Here is a 19,463-nt window from a genome sequence, read left to right on the forward strand (position 1 = left end):
TGCGGGTTTCTCAGTGCAAGTAAGCGGCCCAGGCTGACACCAAGAGCAACACCGCCATGCTCCTGTTCAGCCATTGCAGGGCATCGGCAGACTTGAGCAAGCGTGCGGACCCCGCGCCCAACAGAGCCCAGCACGCCAGACAAGGCAACGACACGAGGAAGAACGCCAGCGCCAGATGGGCCACGGTTCCCTGACTGAACACACTGACGACGGCCAGCGCCATCATCCAGGTCTTCGGATTGACCACCTGCAGACCCGCCGCGCCGACGAATCCCAGGCGTGGACGGCTGTCATCGGAGCTCAAGGGACCTGCCTGACTGTTGAAGATTTTCCACGCCAGCCAGGTCAGCCAGCCGACGCCGATGGCCGCCATGACGGGCTGTACGGCAGGCACTTGCATCAACGAACGACCGACGCCGGTGCCGACCAGCAACACCAGTCCGGCGGCCCCCATGCAGGCGCCGAGAATGATCGGCAGACTGGCCTTCAGACCGTAACGGGCGCTGTTGCTCAGCACCAGCAGATTGGTGAGTCCGGGGGTGATCGACGCGACGAAAGCGAACAGCAGAAAAGACAGCATGACCGGACTCCATGGATGACAAGCCGCCATGCTCGCGCAATACGCAGCGTCAGTCTGGAAGGTCTGTGCAGCGTGTGCGATAGGCCGCAGGCGTCAAGCCGTAGGCGCGCAGGAACCAGCGGCCCAGATGACTCTGGTCGGCAAACCCCAGATCGCTGGCGACCTCGGCAGGCTGCGCGCCACGGGCCAGGAGCCTGCGCGCCATCGACAGCCGCAACTGCACCAGATAGGCGTGAGGTGGCAGGCCGAAGGCAGCCTTGAAGGCGCGGGTCAGCCTGAAGCGGTCCACGCCACAGGCCATCGCGAGCTCGTCCAGCCCCAGATCACGCCGAAAATGGGCGTGCAGATAATCCCGGGCACGCAGGGCGACCAAGGGCAGTCGAGGGTCGTGCTGCTGCCTGACTCGCCAGTGCACATGGGCGGTCAGCCGTTCGAGCAGACTATCGAGTGCACTCTGCCGGATGATGCGCGACTCCTGGCCATGCAGCGCCGAAAACGCAGACACGATGGACTGGGCCAGCCGCGGGTCACGCACCAGCGTGCTGGCAAAACCGGGCTGGAAGTCCTGCGGCGCGTCTTCGAACAACGACGTCAGTTCACGGCCGATCCAGTGCGGGTCCAGATACAGCATGCGGTAGGTAAAGCCATCGGCATTCGGCGCGTCGCCGTCATGAACCTCACCGGGTTCAAGCATGAACACCTGGCCGCAGGTGCTGGCATGCCGCTGCCTGCGACAGTGAAACTGCTGCACCCCCTGCTCCGTGACGCCCACCAGATAACTGTCATGCCAATGCGGATCGTAGGCATGCCCACGAAAATGGGCGCGCAACGTCTCGATCCCGGTATCCCGGTCCTGAGCGAGGTCGATCCAGTTGGCTGACTTCATGAGTGGCTTGAGTGGCTTGAGTGGCTTGAGTGGGCAGATGAGCGTGTCTGCCGTTATCGCGCGGCAGAGGTGCAAAGTCTAGAAGGTTTGTGCGCAAACCCTGGGTCGTCTATATTTGCGACCGGCGCCTCCACGCCTCCATCCGCGGAAAGGGCTGCGCCCAGGACACTGCTTCACCCTCTTGTCATTACGACTCCCGACCTTCAAGCGGACAAGGTTTGTACAAGGAGCTCGTATGTCCAGCAGTACTGATTTCCGGTCCCAAGACGGCCGCATCAACCTCGAGCAGCAGCGCAAGCGCGCAAAGGAACTGTTGCAGCGCCTGAAACAGGGTACCGCCCCCGATCAGCTCGCACTGCTCGGTACGTCGGGCCGAACGCTTGCGCCAACGCTTTCCGATGCGCAGTGGCTGATTGCGCGCCAACTGGGTTTCAGCAGTTGGCCCAGACTCAAGGCCCATGTCGACGCCGTTGCCTTTGCCGCGCAGCATCCTGACTTCGACGCCAGCGACGAGCCGCGGACCGTGCATTGGCGGTGCGGCAACGACATCGCCCACAGCCTGCAACTGGCCGGCTTCAAAGGCTCGTTCCACATGCTCAGCGACCCGCTGTGCATGGGCCCGGTTCAGGACCTGCCAGACGCGGACTTTCGAGCGCAGCGCAGTGATTTCATCAGCGCAACCTTTGATATGAATCGCGCCGATGTCGCCCGCAGAACAGACGAAGAATATGGCCGTCTCGAACAACTGAGCAGCGATCAACACAATGTGCTGTGGTGCGAGGCCGATGCCTACGACCAACTCTTTCTGATAAGAGCCCTGGCAGGTCTGGAGCGACTGCCGCCACGGCTTGAGCTGATCGAGGTGGACCGTGTGCCGGGGGTTCAGCGCTTCATCGGCATCGGTCAGTTGGCACCGAACGTTCTCGCCTGGCTGTGGCCACAGCGCAAACCGGTGACTCAGGACATGCTGAACTGCGCACGCACGGTGTGGCGAGCCTATTGCGATGCATCACCTGTTGCACTGGCAGGCCTGGCTCATGAACCGCAACTGCCTCTGCGACTGCTGGCTCCGGCACTGTTACGACAACTTCAAGAGCTGCCGGGCAGTGAGGACGGTTTGTCGCTCACCGAACGCCTTTCCTTGCAGTACCTTCGCGAAGCAGGCCCGACCACCTTTGGCCGTGTCTTCGCTGAACTGATGGACAAGCGTGACCCCCTGCCCTTTTTAGGTGACATGATGTTTCAAGCGCTGCTGCGTCCCTTGATCGACTCAGCGGCTCCTTTGCTGAAAGAAGCGCAAGCGCACCTGAAATGGCAGCAGCGAACGCTGACACTGACAGCCCTGGGTAAGCGAGTGCTGGATGAAGGCGCTTATTGGCTGGACCACGCGCAGCACCTGCGTTGGGTCGGTGGTGTGTGCATTATTCCGGGCCAGCCTCACTGGACGATCAACGTCGAAAACCGACCCATATGGCGCGTTTGAAGACGTATGCAGGGTGAGTAGGCGCGGAAAAAACTGTCGAGCCGGACGACTTTTCTGTGAAGTATTTGTGACAACGACGGCAAATTCAATTGGAAAATAAATTCCATTAACTGTATGAAGTGAAAGGATTCTGCGCCCGAAACACCATGGCATCGGGCGCTGAATTCACCCCTCCTTATCGACAGTTAATCAGCCCGAGGCTTTTTATGAATTCGTCCTTGTCGCGCCGCAAGATTCTTCAGGGTGCCTGCTGCCTTCCGGCTGCTGCCGCACTCATGCAAATGCCTTCCATCGCAAATGCCGCCTCACCTGCATCGCCCCGTACCAACATGACTGCCGATCAGGCATTGAAAACATTGCGTGACGGCAATGATGCGTTCATGAAAGACACCACCATCAAGACCGAAGGCAATCGTGACCGCCGTCTGGAAATCGCCAAGGGCCAGACGCCGTTCTGCATCCTGATTTCCTGCTCGGATTCGCGCGTTCCGCCGGAACTGCTGTTCGGCCGCGGTCTGGGTGAACTGTTCATCGTGCGTAACGCGGGCAACACTGTCGACACCACCGCGCTGGGCTCGATCGAATACGGTGTCAGCCAGCTCGGCGTTCCGCTGGTCGTGGTCATGGGTCATGAAAAATGCGGTGCCGTTGCCGCCGCCGTTTCGGTGGTCGAAGACAACACGGTCTTTCCAGGCGCTATCGGTCAGATGATCGAGCCGATCATTCCTGCCGTCCTGACAGCCAAGGGCAAGAAAAGCAAAAACCTTCTGGAAGACTCGGTCAAAAGCAACATCCAGCGCACTGTGGCACGTCTGCGCTCGGCGTCCGAGCCAGCCCTGATGAACCCGATCAAGGCAGGCACCGTCAAGGTCGTCGGCGCCTATTACAGCCTGGAAAACGGCAAGGTCGACTTCTTCGACGTCTGATACGAATGGTCGTATGGCATAGAAAAAGTCGGATAGATTCAAGCGCACGGATTGCGCCACCCTCCTTGATGTGGCATTGGATATCACCGCCAAAAGGAGTGTCGCGTGACCAAGGATTATCTGGCGTTTTTCAGCGCTCTGTTACTGTCGCGACTGGCCGATCAGATTCTTCTTTTCATCGTGCCACTGGTCGTTTTTCAGACCACCAACAGCGCGTCATGGGCGGGCCTGGCGTTCTTTGCCGAGTCACTGCCACGCTTTCTGGCGTTTCCGATCTGCGGAGCGCTGTGCGATAAATTCTCTGCGGTCCGGATTCTTCACATCAGCCAGATGTACCGGGCGTTTCTGTGTCTGCTGGCGATGCTGTTGTACGTGGTTTTCGGCGGCCTTGTCTGGCTGATCCTGCTGTCGGCGTTGTGCGGCGTACTGACCACTCAAGGTGTGATGGCCCGCGAAGTGCTGATGCCACATGTGTTCCCGCGCTACAGCTATGCGCGCACGCTCTCCTACTCTCAGATTGCCGATCAGACGGGGCTGGTGCTCGGCCCGTTGGTGGCCGTGCTGTTGCTGAACACGTGGGCGTGGCACTGGGTGGTGCTGGCTTGCGCCGCTCTGTTTCTGCTGGCGGACTTGGCCACATGGGTCTGGCACCGCACTCGCCGTCTCGATCCCTGCGTGTTCGAACAAAGGGACAACAGCGTCTGGCAATCAGTGAGTATCGCTGCCGGGCATATTCGGCGCCTCACTGAGCTGAAGAAGATCATCACCCTGGCGGCCGGGGTGAATCTGATCGTCGGCGTAACCCTGGCGACCTCTGCCGCCATGGTCATCGGTGAATACGGCAGTGATCAGGAGCGCTATGCCGGACTGCAAATGGCGGGCGCAGCGGCGACCATTCTGATCCTGTTTTTTCTGGCACGGGCAGTACTGCCGCTGCGAGTGCTCGGCGCTGTGTCTTACGTGGCGATTACCGGCGGCGCGTTGGCCATTGCCTTGAGTCCATCTTTCAGTGGCTACGTGGCGGGCTTTCTGCTGATCGTCGGGTTCGACAAGATGTTCAATGTCTATATGCGCAGCATCCGGCAGCAAGTTATCCCGCGAGAAGACTTCGGCAAAACCGTAGGCGTCATGACACTGCTCAATAACCTTTCACAGCCGATTGCCGGTCTGCTGGTCGCGCTGCTGGCCGGTCCATTGGGCATCCGCGTGGTCATCGTGGCAATGGCGCTGCTGACTGCTCTGCTCGGCGGGCTGGCGCTTCGGGTGTTTGCAGGTCGTACTGATCCGAAGTGAATGATCCCGGATGCTCACCACGTTCATACACCATACCGGACTGTGAGAAGGAGCTTGCTGCGCGTCAGCGCCAGACCTGCTACACACAAATGTGGCTGCAGCAGGTCAGGCATGCTCGCCAGCGCTATAAAACCGCGATCAGATCACGCCGCAGGCAGCCCGGTCGCCACCACCGCCCAAAGGCTTTGGATGGTCGGAATGGTTGTCACCACCGGCATGCACCATCAGCGCATGGCCCTTGATTTCCGAAATCTTCTTCAGACGCGGAGCCAGGACCGGGTAGTTCGCGGTGCCGTCAGCATTGACGTAAAGCGCTGGCAGGTCACCCAAATGACCGTCGGCGTATGGCCCCAGGTGCTTGCCGGTCTTGGCCGGATCGAAGTGCCCGCCAGCGGCCAGCGCCGCGACTTTCACGCCGTCCTTGGTACCTGCATCGCAGCTGCCGTTTTCATGGACGTGAAAACCATGAATGCCTGCCGGCAGGTCCTTGAGGTTGGGAGTGAACACCAGCCCGTACTCCGTTTCACTCACCGACACGGTGCCAATCAGCTTCGGTGCGCCATCAGCGCTGACCAGATTGATCGGAACGTCCAGCGATGCGGCCTGTACGCCGACGGAAAACATGCCCAGCAGGCCTAGCCAAAGATAAGGTTTCATAAGGTCAATACGTCCTTGATGGAGGAATCGAGGTTGAACGCGGATGAGCGTGAAACGGCATCGATCAAGCGGCCTTCTTCGCTGTGCTCATCAACGTTTTCGTATACGGCATCACCTGTGACCACAGCCGGTACGGTTTTGATGCAAAAACTTCGACAGGCGCCCTCTGCCCGGCGACCCTGCAAACCTCTGCAGCCTCGGCTAACCTGACACAGACTCTTTCATAATTTACGGTCGTAACACCCCATGAAAGACCCCTACGCGTTCGGGTTCTACAGTGCCTGTTTTGCGCTGGTGGTCGTTGTAGCCGCAGTTTTTTACAGCGCAGCCGTCAGTACATCGCCGGGCAGTGCCGCCAACGCCTATTACATTGTCGAGGCGGCGTCATCGCTAAGCGAAGCACTGGCGGTGATCGGGATCGCGGGCGTGGTGTTCAAGGCCTACGGATCGTGGAAGCGCGAGACCCGCCAGCAAAAGGCCCTGAGCATCATCTGGGACGCCAACGTCGCGTTCCGCGAGATAGAAATCGGTTTCAATGAATGGTTTTTCGGCCCTGCGGCCAATCAGAAGTCCGGCCAGGATGTCGGCAAGATCAATACACTGCTGGCGGCAAGCGCTCTGGGATCTGCACTCAGGGCCTTCAAGAAGCAGTGCATTCTGCTCGACAAGGTGGTGATCAAGGATCACTGGCACTGGCTCAACCACGCCGCCCAACTGGACATGCTGGCCCGCGCGCTGAGCGCGGAAGCGTTCGGTGCCGTAGGCAAAGGCAAGGTCACGCACACCATCGTCGACTTCCTCTATGCCCATGAAGGTGAAACCTGGAAAAGAACCCAGGCCGACTGGGAATCGCAAATGACCCTCATCGAAGAACAGTTGATGTCGCTGGAAGAGCTGTACACCTGACCGCTCAAGTGTCTGACGACCGCTTCTTTTGAGCCCAAGGCCTTGTTCCTGCTTCACATCCTCCCTGCAAATGAAGCACTCTGTCGCTTCCAATAAAAATCGACGACACATGCGAGCCCCTACTTTCATGATGAAACTGAATTACAGCGTATCGGCTGCCCTTCTGTTGGGTCTGACAGGCATGGTGCAGGCAGAGGAATCATCTTCGCACCTGGACAAGGTGTTGCAGGCCGGGCAGTTGTCGGTGTGCACCACGGGTGACTACAAGCCTTACACCTTTCATCGCGAAGACGGTGAGTACGAAGGCATCGACATCACCATGGCCCGCTCGCTGGCCAAAAGCCTGGGTGTGAACGTGCAATGGGTGCCAACCACCTGGAAAACCCTGATGCCGGACATGATTGCCGGCAAGTGCGACATCGCGATGGGGGGCATTTCCGTTTCGCTGGAACGTCAGAAGAAGGCGTTTTTCAGCAACACGCTGGATATCGACGGCAAGATTCCGCTGGTGCGCTGTGAAGACCAGGCGCTGTACCAGACCATTGAGCAGATCAATAAACCGTCGGTTCGCCTTATCGAGCCCGCTGGCGGCACCAATGAGGCGTTCGCTCGCGCCTATCTGCCTCAGGCACCCATCGCGTTCCATGACAACAAGACCATCTTTCAGGAACTGCTCGACAAGAAGGCCGACGTGATGATCACCGATGCCTCGGAAGCGCTCTATCAGCAGAAGCGTATGCCCGGCCTGTGTGCAGTCAACCCGACGCGTTACATGCAATACGGAGAGAAAGCCTACCTGCTGCCACGCGACGATGTAGCCTGGAAAGCCTACGTCGATCAGTGGCTGCACCTGAGCAAAGCCACAGGCGCTTATCAGCAGGCCCTGAGTGAATGGCTGGCCGTACCCGCGCAGTAACCGACACGATGGCCCGAGCCCGTCCGGCATTGGTTGCAAGGCGGGCCCGGCTGAAATAGCGTGTTGCAGGATCAACCGTCTGGAAGGCAACTGCGAGCATGAAGCCCACGAAACCCATCACCCGCGCATTCTGTGTCGAACTGCAGCAGGAAATGTCCATCGCAGGCGCCCGTCGCGAATACTTCTCTCAGGAGCCGCCCCGCAAACGCTTCGAGTTTCTGTGCTCGAACGAAGCCTGCCGGGCAATGGGAGCGAAAGTGACCGGGGTCCGCTACGACGTCAAGCCGCAGGACAATCCGACCTTTGTCGCCGCTCACTTCCGTGCCAATCCACATCACGACCATCATGCCGATTGTGAATGGGTGGACGCGGATGCAGACGAATCTGCTGAAGATCAGGTCGACGCCAACGACCCTCAAACAGCGCTGCGCAAGGCCAAGCGCAAGCTGGACGACTATATTGACGTGTTCGACCCCACGATAAAGGAGCCCGCCAAGGAGAAGTCCGGAGTGGAAAAAGCGGGCAGTCCCACCCCTGCACCGGCTCCCGGCACGACGCCTGCTCCGCCTGCCGAGCCGAAAGCGCTACGTTACAGCGAAACCCGCACCAACAACCTCGAACGTCTGGTGGACAGTTATCGCCAGGCAAAGGCTGAACTCTCACCCGAGGAGTTCAAGTTGCTGAAGCTACGCATACCGGGTCAGGGCGAGCTGTCACTGCGCTCGTACTTTCGCCATATCAAATACGCACAGGTGGGCGACAACGGACGTGTGCTGTATGGCGGTGGTCTGGTGGAACAGCGCTACGGGCAGGGTTTCAAGTTCAAGTTCTTTGACAGACTTGAGGGCAAGCTGGTGACGCTCTATGTGTCGCCCGCACAGATGCAGGCCTATCGCTCCAGCCGTTACATCAGCGAACTGCTGAGCCATGCCGACGAAGTGAAATTCTTTACGGTCTATGCACTGGGTACGCTGACGAAGAGCCCCTCAGGAAAGAGCTTCAGCGTTGAGGTCGATGATTTGCGGCATCTGGCGATTGTATTGGGGCCGCAGAAGGAGCTTGCGGCTTGAGCGTTTGAAACAGCGCGCCTCGTTATGCACAAGTCTGCCTCAACCCTGATCGTGCCCATCGCTCTGCGTGGGCATGATCAGGGCCGGTATCAGACCTTGACGATCCAGCCCGCTGGCGGCTCGATATCACCAGACTGCACACCGGTCAGTTCCTTGTACAGACGCTGAGTGACAGGACCTACTTCGGTTTCGCTGTAGAACACATGCAGGTGGTCCTTGTACGAGATCCCGCCAATCGGCGTGATCACCGCAGCCGTACCGCACGCGCCCGCTTCCTTGAACTCACCTATTTTGTCGATGAACACATCGCCCTCTTCGACCGTCAGGCCCAGGCGGGATTTTGCCAGTTCGATCAGCGACAGACGGGTGATACCCGGCAGCACGGACGGCGACTTGGGCGTCAGGAACACATCGTCATTGGTAATGGCGAAGAAGTTGGCTGAACCTACTTCCTCGATCTTGGAATGGGTCTGCGGATCCAGGTAGATGCAATCGGCGAAGCTGTGCTTCTTGGCTTCGGAACCCGGCATCAGGCTGGCGGCGTAGTTGCCACCGACCTTGGCTGCGCCCGTACCATTCGGTGCCGCGCGGTCGTAGCCGGAGATCACGAAGTTGTTCGGCTTCAGACCGCCCTTGAAATAGGCGCCTACCGGAATGCAGAAGATCGAGAAAATGAATTCCGGTGCCGTGCGCACGCCGATGTTGTCACCCACGCCGATCACGAACGGGCGCAGGTAAAGCGCGCCACCGGAACCGTAAGGCGGAATGAAACGCTCGTTGGCTTTCACCACCTGTCTGCAGGCTTCGATGAACACATCGGTGGGCACGTGGGGCATCAACAGACGGGAACAACTGCGCTGCATGCGCTGGGCGTTCTGGTCGGGACGGAACAGGTTGATCGAACCGTCCTTGCAACGATAGGCCTTGAGCCCCTCGAAGCACTGCTGACCATAATGCAGCGCAGTAGAACCTTCGCTGATGTGCAGAGTATTGTCTTCCGTGAGCGAGCCCGCATCCCAGGCACCATCGCGCCAGTGAGACAGGTAGCGTTTGTCGGTCTTGATGTAATCGAAACCCAGAGTGTCCCAGTTGATGCTTTCGTGACTCATAACGCCCTCTATCATTTAGCGACTGCCTGGACGAGTCAGGCCATTGCCGTATTCTGCCAGATCATTCGAAACCTGAGGCTTGAAATAAATACAAACCGATGTAGCGTTTTTGCATCCGTTCAAACCGTCAGCCTGTCACTGCCTGCACAGCGCCCTGCCGCTGTCGAACATAAGCCAGAAACGCCTCCATGTCCGAACTGCACAAGGTGCGCGCAACCTGCTTGACCTCCTCCATGGGCCAGTCCCACCACGCGGCCTGAAGCAGCAGTTCGCGAACGTCCTCATCGAAACGCCAGCGAATGAATTTGCACGGATTGCCGCCGACCACGGAAAAGGGGGCTACATCGCGTACGACCATGGCGCCGGCGCCCACAATGGCCCCATGCCCGATCGTCACGCCGGAAAGAATCACCGCGTCTGCGCAGATCCAGCAGTCGCTGCCGATGGTCACGTCGCCTTTACTCGGCGCGTAGTCCTGGATGTCGCTGACTCGATCGACCATGGCCGGAAACGGGTATGTGGTGATCCAGTCGGTTCGATGCTCGCCGCCCAACAGAATCCTTACACCTTCGGCAATGGGAGTCCACTCGCAGGATCGTATCATCGCCGAACTTGATGACGTCCGGGATGCCGTAGGTACCGACCCCGACTTCATTGCGCGGGTAGCGCAACCTGATTTTCTCGGCGGCCCTTTCCAGCTTGCCCAACTGGCGAAGCTGCTTGCGTATTTTTCTGGCCTTTAGCCTTTCGATGAACCTCATGAGCACTCTGGATCAATAGGTTGCGAGAGGTTCTGGCTACCTACCGGTAGCTCAACAGCAGGCGCTTGCAGCGACGCCAGGTGGTGCGGTCCACATGCCTCAACGGGATCGAGCAAAGCAGTTTCCAGGCGTATCGCTTGTCTGAAACCGATGCGTATTTGAGGGCCTTGTTGACGATGAGGGTTCGGCCTTTCTGATAACCGGAATGATCACGGTAAGGCTCGATGGTCTTGAGATCAGCCTCAAGCAGCACCTTGTATTTTCGCGACAGGTTATTGGGGTGACGGCGGTAACGGGTCACGACTTCCGGGATGACGTGAATTTCGTAACCCTGAGCCGCGATTCTCAGGGTCATCTGAAAATCCTGAACCTTGATCTCGGGGTCATAACCGTTCGCGTCACGGACGGCCTGCATACGGTAAAGAGCGACCGGAGCGCCTACGACCACAGCACCGCGCAGCACATCGTCAAAATCAAGACGCTCGATGTAATTGCGGGACTGGCACTTGATCTCATTGCCGTCGCAATCCATGTAACTGATGAGCGCGCCGATGCAGCCCACTTTCGGATGCTGATCAAGGTATCGGGCACGGACACTTACGGAGGACGGCAGCATGATGTCGTCCAGATCCGGTGTGGACACGTAAGCGCCTCTGGCGTATTTGAGCCCGTGATTGAGCGCGGCGCTCACACCCTGATTAGGCTGGCGATAAAGCTGGAATGGATACTGGCTCTGCAGCGCCTCCAGCATCGCAATGCTGTTATCCGTAGAGCCGTCATCGACAATGATGACTTCGAAGTTCTCGTAATCCTGAGCAAAAATGCTCTGGATGGCAGCTTCCAGAAATCGCTCGGCGTTGTAACAGGGGGCGATGATCGACACGAGCGGTTTAGGCGAAATGTCCTGAACAGTTGAGGACGTCATAGGGGTAACAGCCATAATTATTATCCAGCCCTAGGCTTTGAAATACAGCGCATTGCGTAACAGATCGAATACAAAACGCACATGATGCGACAAGTCATCTCTATTTTCCATGACCCTCCCATGAGCAAAGATTCACGCACACCATGACGAATCCGATCGGCGACATGGCGATACGTCTAGCTCGCACCTGAGCACCCGCCCACGCGTTTTGCGAGGCAAAATCGGGGCGAAAAAAAACCCCATTCGAATGAATGGGGTTTTTAGTAAAACAGGTTACCGGTCAGAACGCATAAGTGACCAGCAGCTCCTTGGTGACCTGAAAGTCCACCGACATCATCACGCTCAACGCGGTGATGGTGAAGATGGAGAACACGAAAAGCTTGCGAGCCCAGACAGTATCGTCAACGGCCTTGTAGCCTTTCCACGCCATGTACAACCAGTACATGCCCATGCCCGCCGCAACGGCGAGGTAGTTCAGACCTGCGTAACCGCCCACCGTCAACATCAGGGTCGCCACTAGGAATGCCAGGATGTAGAGCAGGATGTGGCGCTTGGTGACCAGAATGCCGCGCTTGACCGGCAGAACCGGAATCTTCGCGGCACGGTAGTCATTGAAACGGAAGATCGCGATCGCGTACGAGTGCGGCATCTGCCACAGGCTGAACATGACCAGCAGCGTCAGTGCCGCGAAATCGAAGCTGTTGCTCACTGCGCAGTAGCCAATGACCGGAGGCATTGCCCCGGAAAGACTGCCGACCAGCGTGCCGTGAACGGATTTGCGTTTCAGGTACAGGCTGTAGAAGCCGACGTAGATGACAAAGCCGATCACCGCGAACAGTGCAGCCAGCGGATTGGCCTTGGTATACAGCAGGCCTACGCCTGCGATACCGAGTACGGTCGCGTAGAGCAGGGCCAGTTTCAGAGAAACCAGTCCCTGCACCAGGACCCGGTTGCGGGTCCTTTCCATGCGCTGATCAATGTCACGATCAATGCAGTTGTTGAACACGCAACCGGACGCAACGACCAGGGAAGTACCAATGACTGCAGCCAGAAACACGCTGAAGTCGATATTCCCCTTGGAAGCCAGAAAAAAGCCACCTGCCACCGAAAGCACGTTACCGAAAATGATCCCCGGCTTGGTGATTTGGATAAAGTGCTTCAGTGACATCTGGTATTCCTCAATGCGCCATCATTTCGCGGTGGATGCTGAAGATGATCCACAACGACAGGCCAACCAGCAGAACGATAACCATCGTGGTAAAGGCGAAGGCCATCACGTTGTTGCGTTGCACACTCGTGAAGTCCAGGTGCAGGAAGTAATGCAGGTGCACCAAGATCTGAATGATTGCAAACGCCAGGATGATCGCGATCGTCATGTCCTTCGGCAACGAAGGAGACATGACCAGCGCGAACGGGATGGCCGTCAGGATGATCGACAGTACGAAACCGATGATGTAGGACTTCACGGAGCCGTGGCTATTGTCTTCAGCCGGGTGATGTGAATTCGACATTACAAAGCCCCCATCAGGTAGACAACAGTGAACACGCCGATCCAGACAACGTCCAGGAAGTGCCAGAACAGACTCAGGCAGCTCAGGCGCGTCTTGTTGGTGTTGGTCAGGCCCTTTCTCTGGACCTGAATCATCATGATCGCCATCCAGATCAGACCGCTGGTTACGTGCACACCGTGCAGGCCGACCAGCGCGAAGAACGCTGACAGGAAGCCGCTGCGGCTAGGACCGTAACCTTCGTGGATCAGGTGATGGAACTCGTAGATTTCCATGCCGATGAACGCAGCACCACACAGGAAGGTCAGCGCCAGCCAGCCCAGAACCTGGCTTTTCTTGCCCTTGTACAGGGCCAGCATGGCGAAACCGTAAGTGATACTACTGACCAGCAGGAACGCGGTTTCCACGGCCACGAATGGCAGCAGGAAGATGTCCTGGCCCGAAGGGCCGCCCGCGACACTGTTGACCATCACGGCGTAGACCGCGAAGAACGAGGCGAACAGCACGCAGTCGGTCATCAGGTACAGCCAGAAGCCGTAAACCGTCATCCCACCGCTGTCGTGGTGATCGTCATGCCCGTGATCATGATCGTGACCGTGATCGTGGGCTCCAGGGTTGATTGCAATATTCGACATGTTTAAACCTGTTCCAGCGAGGACTTGACAGGAGTGTATGCACCGTTGGCCGCCAGGACCTTGTGATGCTCACCTTCAATACGCGCTACTTCTTCAGCCGGCACCATGTAGCCCTGGTCGTCACGTGCAGCGTGAGCAACGAAGACCGCAATGGTTGCGACCAGGCTTGCGCCAACCAGCCACCAGATGTGCCAGATGAACGCGAAACCGAATACGGTCAGCAGCATGCCCATGTACAGGCCGGTAGGCGTGTTGTTAGGCATGTGGATCGCCGAGTACTTGGCCGGAACGTTGTAGGCAGTGCCTGCACGCTTGGCGTCAGTGAACGCATCAATGTCGTCCGCCTTCGGCAGTTCGGCAAAGTTGTAGAACGGTGGTGGCGAAGAAGTCGACCATTCCAGCGTGTGGCCATTCCACGGGTCACCGGTCAGATCAGGGTTCTTGGCACGGTCACGGATGCTGACGAACAGCTGGATCAATTGCGAAGCGATACCGCACGCGATCAGCACGGCGCCGAACAGCGCAACGTCCAGGTAGATGTTCCACTCTGGCATGTCGGTAGCGTTCAGACGACGGGTCATACCCAGGAAGCCCAGCGCGTACAGCGGCATGAATGCGACGAAGAAGCCGACGATCCAGAACCAGAACGCTGCCTTGCCCCACTTCTCGTTCAGGGTGAAACCGAACGCTTTAGGGAACCAGAACGCGAAGCCGGCGATGTAACCGAACACCGCACCGCCGATGATGACGTTGTGGAAGTGAGCGATCACGAACAGGCTGTTGTGCAATACGAAGTCAGCACCTGGAATCGCCAACAGAACGCCGGTCATGCCGCCGATCGAAAAGGTGACCATGAAGCCCAGGGTCCAGAGTACCGGCGCAGTGAAACGCAGACGGCCCTGGTACATGGTGAACAGCCAGTTGAATAGCTTCACACCCGTCGGAATCGCGATGAGCATCGTCGCCAGCCCGAAGAAGGCGTTGACGTTGGCCCCTGCACCCATCGTGAAGAAGTGGTGCAGCCAGACCATGAAGCCCAGGACGCAGATCGCACCGGAGGCGAAGATCATCGACTTGTGGCCGAACAGACGTTTACCCGAGAACGTGGAGATGACTTCCGAGAACACGCCGAAGGCCGGCAGAATCAGGATGTACACCTCAGGGTGACCCCACGCCCAGAACAGGTTCACGTACATCATGGGGTTACCGCCCATTTCGTTCGTGAAAATGTGGAAGTCCAGGTAACGGTCAAGCGTCAGGAACGCAAGGGTGGCAGTCAGGATCGGGAACGAAGCCACGATCAGGATGTTTGCCCAGGTGCAGGTCCAGGTGAAGATCGGCATGTCCAGCAGTTTCATGCCAGGGGTACGCATCTTCAGTACGGTCACGAGGAAGTTGACCCCCGTCAGCGTCGTACCTAATCCGGATAACTGTAGCGCCCAGATGTAGTAGTCAACCCCCACGCCAGGACTGTATTGCAACCCCGACAGAGGCGGATATGCGACCCAGCCGGTCTTGGCGAACTCACCGACACCCAGAGAGATGTTGATCAGAAGCATGCCGGCAACCAGCAGCCAGAAGCTCAGGGAGTTCAGGAACGGGAAGGCAACGTCGCGAGCGCCGATCTGCAGAGGCAGAACGATGTTCATCAGACCGGTGAAGAACGGCATCGCCATGAAGATGATCATGATCACACCGTGAGCGGTGAAGATCTGGTCATAGTGTTCCGGCGGCAGGAAGCCTTCGGCACCATTCTGGGCCATGGCCAGTTGGGTACGCATCATGATTGCGTCGGCAAAGCCGCGCAGCAGCATGACCATGGCAACGACGATGTACATCACGCCGATTTTCTTGTGGTCGACGGACGTCAGCCATTCACTCCACAAGTAGGTCCACTTGCGGAAATAGGTGATCAACCCGACAACCGCGAGGCCGCCGAGCGCGATCATGGCAAGTGTCACCATGACTATCGGCTCGTGGAACGGCACCGCTTCCAGACTTAATTTGCCAAACATCGTTTACTCCTCTGCCCCAGCAGCTGAATTTTTGCTCTTTTCCGCGCCTTCGTTACTGGCGGTTTCTTTCTCACCTGCAACAAGCTTCTTGCCTGGATTCATACCCTCATACTTGTCGATGATGATCTGGAACAGGTTCGGAGTGACCGCAGAAAACAGTTCAACAGGATTACGCTCGCTCGGCTTGAGCAGTTCAGCGTACTCGGTCTGGCCAAGCTTCTTCGGCGAGTTCCTGACTTCGGTGATCCAGTTGTCGAAATCGGCCTGGCTCACGGAGTTGGCCTTGAACTTCATGCCGGTAAAGCCTGCGCCACTGTAGTTGGCGGAGATACCGTTGAATTCGTGAACTTCGTTGGCGATCAGGTGCAGCTTGGTGTGCATGCCCGCCATCGCGTAGATCTGGCCGCCCAGACCCGGAATGAACAACGAGTTCATCACGCTATCGGAGGTGACCTGGAAATTGATCGGCGTGTTGGCCGGGAACACGATCTTGTTGACCGTCGCGATGTTGTATTCCGGATAGATGAAAATCCACTTCCAGTCTACGGAGACCGCCTGGATGGTGACCGGCTTCACATCGGACTCAAGCGGACGGTAAGGGTCCAGCTCGTGCGTCGAGACGTAGGTGTAGTAGCCCAGAAACACCAGCAGCAGCATGGGAACGCCCCAGACCGCGATTTCGATCTTGGTGGAGTGCGACCAGTCCGGCGTGTACTTGGCAGCCTTGTTCGTTGCGCGATACTTCCAGGCGAAGATCAGGGTCATCAGAATGACCGGGATCACGACGATCAGCATCAGCAATGTGGCGATAACGATCAGGTTACGCTGCTCGATACCCACCTGCCCTTTTGGATCGAGCAGAGGTACGCCGTCGCATCCACTGAGCAAAAGCATACAGAAAAGGGCCAAGAAGCCAAAAAACCTGGGGTACCTTTTTTTACTCATTTCACGACCTCTAAAAGCAGCTTGCGCGGTGCAGTTGGGTTTCGACCGCCAACACTTCACCCTGCCAGTGCCGGCAATTTTTTTTGAATTGAACAAGGGCCTGCCAATGCGCCAACGCGACGTATCGACAAATCCGGGTTTAGCTATGGATTCTTATTTTGAGCTGCTGGAACTGCCCGATGTGCAGGGCAGATGCCTTCAGCGGCCATTGTACGCCCTCGGAGGCAAGCATTGCGCTGCCTGTTCAGGGTACACAGGTGGCGCTAAAAGGCCTCAAAATTGCTGGTCGTCAAGTGAAGCCTGACGACAAGTGACGGGGATTGTAGATACGTAAATTTTTAATGACTATGCCTAATTTTGTAACAGTTATTCTCCGATTACGTAACAATAAATACTGGTTGGCTTTCACGGCACAAAAAAAAGCCTCGATTTCACGAGGCTATTTTCATGAAAGCCCTTGTATTCAGTAAGGTTTACGTCGATTGCGCAACACACAGACTGGAACCAGTATTGCGGTCAGAACGAAGGCTGCGAGTGCCCATTGCGCCAGCGACAGTCCGAGCACTGGCGGATAAGGCGTGGAGCAGAACCCGCTGACCTGGAAAACGGTGGGAAACAGATCCGCCAGCGGCAGGCCGTCGACGATTGGCTGCAACGTATCGATTCCGCAGCTGACCGCAGGGTTGGCCAGCACCCAGGCATGGCGACCGGCAGCAGCAATACCGCCGAGCGCACTCAGGATCACCAGAACTTCGAAAAGGGTCACGCTGCGGCGGCCAGGCATGGCGGCGCCGATGAAGGCAAAGATCGCGATGAACAGCAGTGCATAGCGCTGCAGGATACACAGCGGGCATGGCGCTTCGCCCAGCACGATCTGCATGTACAGGGCGCCGCCGATCAGGGACAGACAGATGATCCCCAGCAAGACCAGGAATCGTTTCTCGCGTCGCAGGTACAACAGGTTGTCGCTCATTCACATACCTTACTGAACTGATGAAGCGGTTGACGGACCCGGACGCCCTGCTGACTCAACCACATGAGGATGGGACGCGCAGTGTAGAATCGCCCGTCCCGGATCGCACGCGATAATCATCCGCCAGCCCCGACAACTCAAGGGCGCAACGGCCGTACGGCCGAATCTGCCTGCCGGATGGTTGTGTGCCAGTGAGGCGGTTTTTTCATCGCACCGTGCGGACGGCGTCTGTGCAGCGATCGAATCTCTTCCTTATATATAGAAGCGTGCGTCACTTTGTCGCACCTCTTCTATATATAGAAGGCCGCGGTATTTTGTCGCACCTCGGGTTTTGGCCCTGCAAAGCGCTATCCTTTAAAAATCCTAAAGCCACACCGACGCGGGTCGATAACCTCTCAGAGAAAGATGTTTGTCGCCTCCAGGCGACGAAACACCTATAGCCAGAAGGTTCATATGTCCAAGAACGTCCGAGCAGATTCACTTTCGCTGCTCCTCTTCACGTTGCGCAGCGGCAAGCTGATGGCGATCAACCTGCTCAAGGTCAGCGAGATCATCCCCTGCCCTGCCCTGACTCATCTGCCGGAGTCGCACCCGCACGTCAAAGGCATCGCAACACTGCGCGGCTCATCGCTCTCGGTCATCGACCTGAGCCGGGCCATCGGCGAGCGGCCGCTGGCCGATCCGGATGGCGGCTGCCTGATCGTCACCGACGTCAGCCGCTCAAAGCAAGGCCTGCATGTTCAGGCAGTCAGCAAGATCGTGCACTGCCTGACCACCGATATCCGCCCGCCGCCCTACGGTTCGAGCAGCAAGTCGTTCATCACCGGCGTCACCCAGGTCGACGGTGTGCTGGTGCAGGTGCTGGATATCGAGAAAGTGATCCACGGCATCGCTCCGGCACAGATTGTCGTGCAGTCTGACGAACTGGCCAGGGAAGACGCCGAAGTGCTGGCGAAAGCGCGTATTCTGGTAGTCGATGACAGCCAGGTCGCCCTGCAGCAGTCGATCATCACGTTGCGCAATCTGGGCATCAACTGCCATACGGCCCGCAGCGCGAAAGAAGCCATCGAGGTACTGCTGGATCTGCAAGGCACAGCGGCGCAGATCAATGTCGTGGTGTCCGATATCGAAATGTCGGAGATGGATGGCTACGCCCTGACCCGGACCTTGCGCGATACGCCTGATTTCAACGACCTGTACATCCTGCTTCACACGTCACTGGACAGCGCGATGAACAGCGAGAAGGCCAGAATCGCCGGTGCCAACGCCGTGTTGACCAAGTTTTCCTCACCCGAGCTGACCAAATGCCTGATCGAGGCCGCCCGCACGGTCGTGGCTCAGGGCATCTGATCCACATACCGCTCTCCACTGCGCCGGGCTCAGCCGACGCCTCGCCAGACCATTGCTGGCTGATGCGTCGGGACCTGAAAGCGCCCGTGCCACATGCGCCCTGGCCGCACGGCATCTCCTGCGCCAGTCTTACGCTCCAACACAGTCATCAGGCTCACGGCCTGCTGGCGCAGAGTCATCTGCTGGATGACGGACCTTGGCTGGATCACAAGGATTGGTTCGACGCATTCGAGCACAACCCCGAGTTCGACCGGTCGCGCTGTTTTCTGGCAATCGACGGTGATCGCGTAGTGGGGTTGATCACGTGCTGGACCAGCGCCTTTATCAAGGACCTGGCCGTACACCCGGATTACCGGAACAGGGGAATCGGCGCAGCGTTGCTCAACCACCTGTTCGTCCATCTGGGGCGATGCAATGAAGTGGCTGTCGATTTGAAAGTCATGGAAAACAATCTGATCGCAAGGCGTCTTTATGAAAAATCAGACATGTCCTACGTCGCTCGTCTGGCGGTCGACCGGAAATGAT

19 protein-coding genes and 1 pseudogene are annotated in these 19,463 nt (G+C 57.8%); 8 read left to right on the plus strand and 12 right to left on the minus strand.

Going from position 1 to position 19,463, the window contains the following annotated elements:
* Window positions 1-10: 10 nt before the first annotated feature.
* Together KDX39_RS06485 and KDX39_RS06490 are read right to left on the minus strand one after the other, a co-directional pair.
* Window positions 11-580, minus strand: a complete 570-nt coding sequence (locus KDX39_RS06485) for a LysE family translocator (RefSeq protein WP_231659762.1) — start codon at window positions 578-580, stop codon at window positions 11-13.
* 49 nt (window positions 581-629) lie between these two features.
* Window positions 630-1,466 (minus strand): AraC family transcriptional regulator, encoded by an 837-nt coding sequence (locus tag KDX39_RS06490; protein ID WP_210071316.1) that lies wholly within the window; start codon window positions 1,464-1,466, stop codon window positions 630-632.
* Between the two features lie 235 nt (window positions 1,467-1,701).
* Here KDX39_RS06490 and KDX39_RS06495 point away from each other — a divergent pair, with 235 nt between their 5' ends.
* The 3 genes from KDX39_RS06495 (at window position 1,702) to KDX39_RS06505 (ending at window position 5,168) form a co-directional block, all read left to right on the plus strand.
* Window positions 1,702-2,949 carry a DUF1835 domain-containing protein gene (locus KDX39_RS06495; protein WP_231659763.1) on the plus strand — a complete coding sequence of 416 codons (1,248 nt, stop codon included), beginning with the start codon at window positions 1,702-1,704 and terminating at the stop codon, window positions 2,947-2,949.
* A 206-nt stretch (window positions 2,950-3,155) separates the two neighbouring features.
* Window positions 3,156-3,875 (plus strand): carbonic anhydrase, encoded by a 720-nt coding sequence (locus KDX39_RS06500; RefSeq protein WP_184318755.1) that lies wholly within the window; start codon window positions 3,156-3,158, stop codon window positions 3,873-3,875.
* A 105-nt stretch (window positions 3,876-3,980) separates the two neighbouring features.
* Window positions 3,981-5,168, plus strand: coding sequence for an MFS transporter (locus tag KDX39_RS06505; RefSeq protein WP_231659764.1), 1,188 nt, complete (start codon window positions 3,981-3,983; stop codon window positions 5,166-5,168).
* A gap of 138 nt (window positions 5,169-5,306) precedes the next feature.
* Here the strand turns inward: KDX39_RS06505 and sodC are convergent, their stop codons facing one another.
* Entirely contained in the window at window positions 5,307-5,825 is a 519-nt protein-coding gene (gene sodC, locus KDX39_RS06510) for a superoxide dismutase family protein (protein WP_231659765.1), read from the minus strand.
* 246 nt (window positions 5,826-6,071) lie between these two features.
* On the opposite strand from sodC, the gene KDX39_RS06515 reads away from it, so the two are divergent.
* The 3 genes from KDX39_RS06515 (at window position 6,072) to KDX39_RS06525 (ending at window position 8,717) form a co-directional block, all read left to right on the plus strand.
* Window positions 6,072-6,731, plus strand: coding sequence for a hypothetical protein (locus KDX39_RS06515; protein WP_231659766.1), 660 nt, complete (start codon window positions 6,072-6,074; stop codon window positions 6,729-6,731).
* Window positions 6,732-6,858: 127 nt separating this feature from the next.
* Window positions 6,859-7,647, plus strand: coding sequence for a transporter substrate-binding domain-containing protein (locus tag KDX39_RS06520; RefSeq protein WP_184318749.1), 789 nt, complete (start codon window positions 6,859-6,861; stop codon window positions 7,645-7,647).
* Between the two features lie 98 nt (window positions 7,648-7,745).
* Window positions 7,746-8,717, plus strand: a complete 972-nt coding sequence (locus KDX39_RS06525) for an ATPase (protein ID WP_231659767.1) — start codon at window positions 7,746-7,748, stop codon at window positions 8,715-8,717.
* An 89-nt stretch (window positions 8,718-8,806) separates the two neighbouring features.
* Here KDX39_RS06525 and KDX39_RS06530 read toward each other — a convergent pair whose 3' ends face one another.
* The 9 genes and pseudogenes from KDX39_RS06530 to KDX39_RS06570 form a co-directional block, all read right to left on the minus strand.
* Window positions 8,807-9,826, minus strand: a complete 1,020-nt coding sequence (locus KDX39_RS06530; RefSeq protein WP_099227423.1) for a branched-chain amino acid aminotransferase — start codon at window positions 9,824-9,826, stop codon at window positions 8,807-8,809.
* Window positions 9,827-9,953: 127 nt separating this feature from the next.
* Window positions 9,954-10,587: pseudogene (locus KDX39_RS06535) on the minus strand (CatB-related O-acetyltransferase).
* Window positions 10,588-10,627: 40 nt separating this feature from the next.
* On the minus strand, window positions 10,628-11,512 hold the full coding sequence (locus KDX39_RS06540) for a glycosyltransferase family 2 protein (protein WP_210071328.1): 885 nt from the start codon (window positions 11,510-11,512) through the stop codon (window positions 10,628-10,630).
* Between the two features lie 280 nt (window positions 11,513-11,792).
* On the minus strand, window positions 11,793-12,680 hold the full coding sequence (cyoE, locus tag KDX39_RS06545) for a heme o synthase (protein ID WP_099227420.1): 888 nt from the start codon (window positions 12,678-12,680) through the stop codon (window positions 11,793-11,795).
* Window positions 12,681-12,690: 10 nt separating this feature from the next.
* Window positions 12,691-13,023, minus strand: coding sequence for a cytochrome o ubiquinol oxidase subunit IV (gene cyoD, locus KDX39_RS06550; RefSeq protein WP_004878631.1), 333 nt, complete (start codon window positions 13,021-13,023; stop codon window positions 12,691-12,693).
* Window positions 13,023-13,655 carry a cytochrome o ubiquinol oxidase subunit III gene (locus KDX39_RS06555; protein WP_122691033.1) on the minus strand — a complete coding sequence of 211 codons (633 nt, stop codon included), beginning with the start codon at window positions 13,653-13,655 and terminating at the stop codon, window positions 13,023-13,025. Before KDX39_RS06555 ends, cyoD begins: the two co-directional genes overlap by 1 nt.
* Window positions 13,656-13,657: 2 nt before the next feature.
* The gene (gene cyoB / locus KDX39_RS06560) at window positions 13,658-15,670 is read right to left on the minus strand and encodes a cytochrome o ubiquinol oxidase subunit I (protein ID WP_184318744.1); all 2,013 of its coding nucleotides are present in this window, start codon (window positions 15,668-15,670) and stop codon (window positions 13,658-13,660) included.
* 3 nt (window positions 15,671-15,673) lie between these two features.
* On the minus strand, window positions 15,674-16,615 hold the full coding sequence (gene cyoA, locus KDX39_RS06565; protein ID WP_043303141.1) for a ubiquinol oxidase subunit II: 942 nt from the start codon (window positions 16,613-16,615) through the stop codon (window positions 15,674-15,676).
* A 463-nt stretch (window positions 16,616-17,078) separates the two neighbouring features.
* Window positions 17,079-17,588: a disulfide bond formation protein B gene (locus KDX39_RS06570; RefSeq protein WP_184318741.1), complete on the minus strand. Its 510-nt coding sequence runs from the start codon at window positions 17,586-17,588 to the stop codon at window positions 17,079-17,081.
* A gap of 453 nt (window positions 17,589-18,041) precedes the next feature.
* Here KDX39_RS06570 and KDX39_RS06575 point away from each other — a divergent pair, with 453 nt between their 5' ends.
* Both KDX39_RS06575 and KDX39_RS06580 read left to right on the plus strand, forming a co-directional pair.
* Complete coding sequence (locus KDX39_RS06575; protein ID WP_231659768.1) at window positions 18,042-18,938, plus strand: chemotaxis protein; 897 nt, start codon at window positions 18,042-18,044, stop codon at window positions 18,936-18,938.
* 62 nt (window positions 18,939-19,000) lie between these two features.
* Window positions 19,001-19,462 carry a GNAT family N-acetyltransferase gene (locus KDX39_RS06580; RefSeq protein WP_231659940.1) on the plus strand — a complete coding sequence of 154 codons (462 nt, stop codon included), beginning with the start codon at window positions 19,001-19,003 and terminating at the stop codon, window positions 19,460-19,462.
* Window position 19,463: the final 1 nt, after the last annotated feature.

This window comes from Pseudomonas sp. CDFA 610 (assembly GCF_021147865.1).
Lineage (GTDB): Bacteria > Pseudomonadota > Gammaproteobacteria > Pseudomonadales > Pseudomonadaceae > Aquipseudomonas > Aquipseudomonas alliivorans.

Excerpts from the sequence above, each read along its gene's own strand:
- KDX39_RS06485 (WP_231659762.1), bottom strand. The coding sequence starts at position 580 with ATGCTGTCTTTTCTGCTGTTCGCTTTCGTCGCGTCGATCACCCCCGGA.
- KDX39_RS06490 (WP_210071316.1), bottom strand. The coding sequence starts at position 1,466 with ATGAAGTCAGCCAACTGGATCGACCTCGCTCAGGACCGGGATACCGGG.
- KDX39_RS06495 (WP_231659763.1), top strand. The coding sequence starts at position 1,702 with ATGTCCAGCAGTACTGATTTCCGGTCCCAAGACGGCCGCATCAACCTC.
- KDX39_RS06500 (WP_184318755.1), top strand. The coding sequence starts at position 3,156 with ATGAATTCGTCCTTGTCGCGCCGCAAGATTCTTCAGGGTGCCTGCTGC.
- sodC (WP_231659765.1), bottom strand. The coding sequence starts at position 5,825 with ATGAAACCTTATCTTTGGCTAGGCCTGCTGGGCATGTTTTCCGTCGGC.
- KDX39_RS06515 (WP_231659766.1), top strand. The coding sequence starts at position 6,072 with ATGAAAGACCCCTACGCGTTCGGGTTCTACAGTGCCTGTTTTGCGCTG.
- KDX39_RS06520 (WP_184318749.1), top strand. The coding sequence starts at position 6,859 with ATGATGAAACTGAATTACAGCGTATCGGCTGCCCTTCTGTTGGGTCTG.
- KDX39_RS06525 (WP_231659767.1), top strand. The coding sequence starts at position 7,746 with ATGAAGCCCACGAAACCCATCACCCGCGCATTCTGTGTCGAACTGCAG.
- KDX39_RS06530 (WP_099227423.1), bottom strand. The coding sequence starts at position 9,826 with ATGAGTCACGAAAGCATCAACTGGGACACTCTGGGTTTCGATTACATC.
- KDX39_RS06540 (WP_210071328.1), bottom strand. The coding sequence starts at position 11,512 with ATGACGTCCTCAACTGTTCAGGACATTTCGCCTAAACCGCTCGTGTCG.
- cyoE (WP_099227420.1), bottom strand. The coding sequence starts at position 12,680 with ATGTCACTGAAGCACTTTATCCAAATCACCAAGCCGGGGATCATTTTC.
- cyoD (WP_004878631.1), bottom strand. The coding sequence starts at position 13,023 with ATGTCGAATTCACATCACCCGGCTGAAGACAATAGCCACGGCTCCGTG.
- KDX39_RS06555 (WP_122691033.1), bottom strand. The coding sequence starts at position 13,655 with ATGTCGAATATTGCAATCAACCCTGGAGCCCACGATCACGGTCACGAT.
- cyoB (WP_184318744.1), bottom strand. The coding sequence starts at position 15,670 with ATGTTTGGCAAATTAAGTCTGGAAGCGGTGCCGTTCCACGAGCCGATA.
- cyoA (WP_043303141.1), bottom strand. The coding sequence starts at position 16,615 with ATGAGTAAAAAAAGGTACCCCAGGTTTTTTGGCTTCTTGGCCCTTTTC.
- KDX39_RS06570 (WP_184318741.1), bottom strand. The coding sequence starts at position 17,588 with ATGAGCGACAACCTGTTGTACCTGCGACGCGAGAAACGATTCCTGGTC.
- KDX39_RS06575 (WP_231659768.1), top strand. The coding sequence starts at position 18,042 with ATGTCCAAGAACGTCCGAGCAGATTCACTTTCGCTGCTCCTCTTCACG.
- KDX39_RS06580 (WP_231659940.1), top strand. The coding sequence starts at position 19,001 with ATGCGTCGGGACCTGAAAGCGCCCGTGCCACATGCGCCCTGGCCGCAC.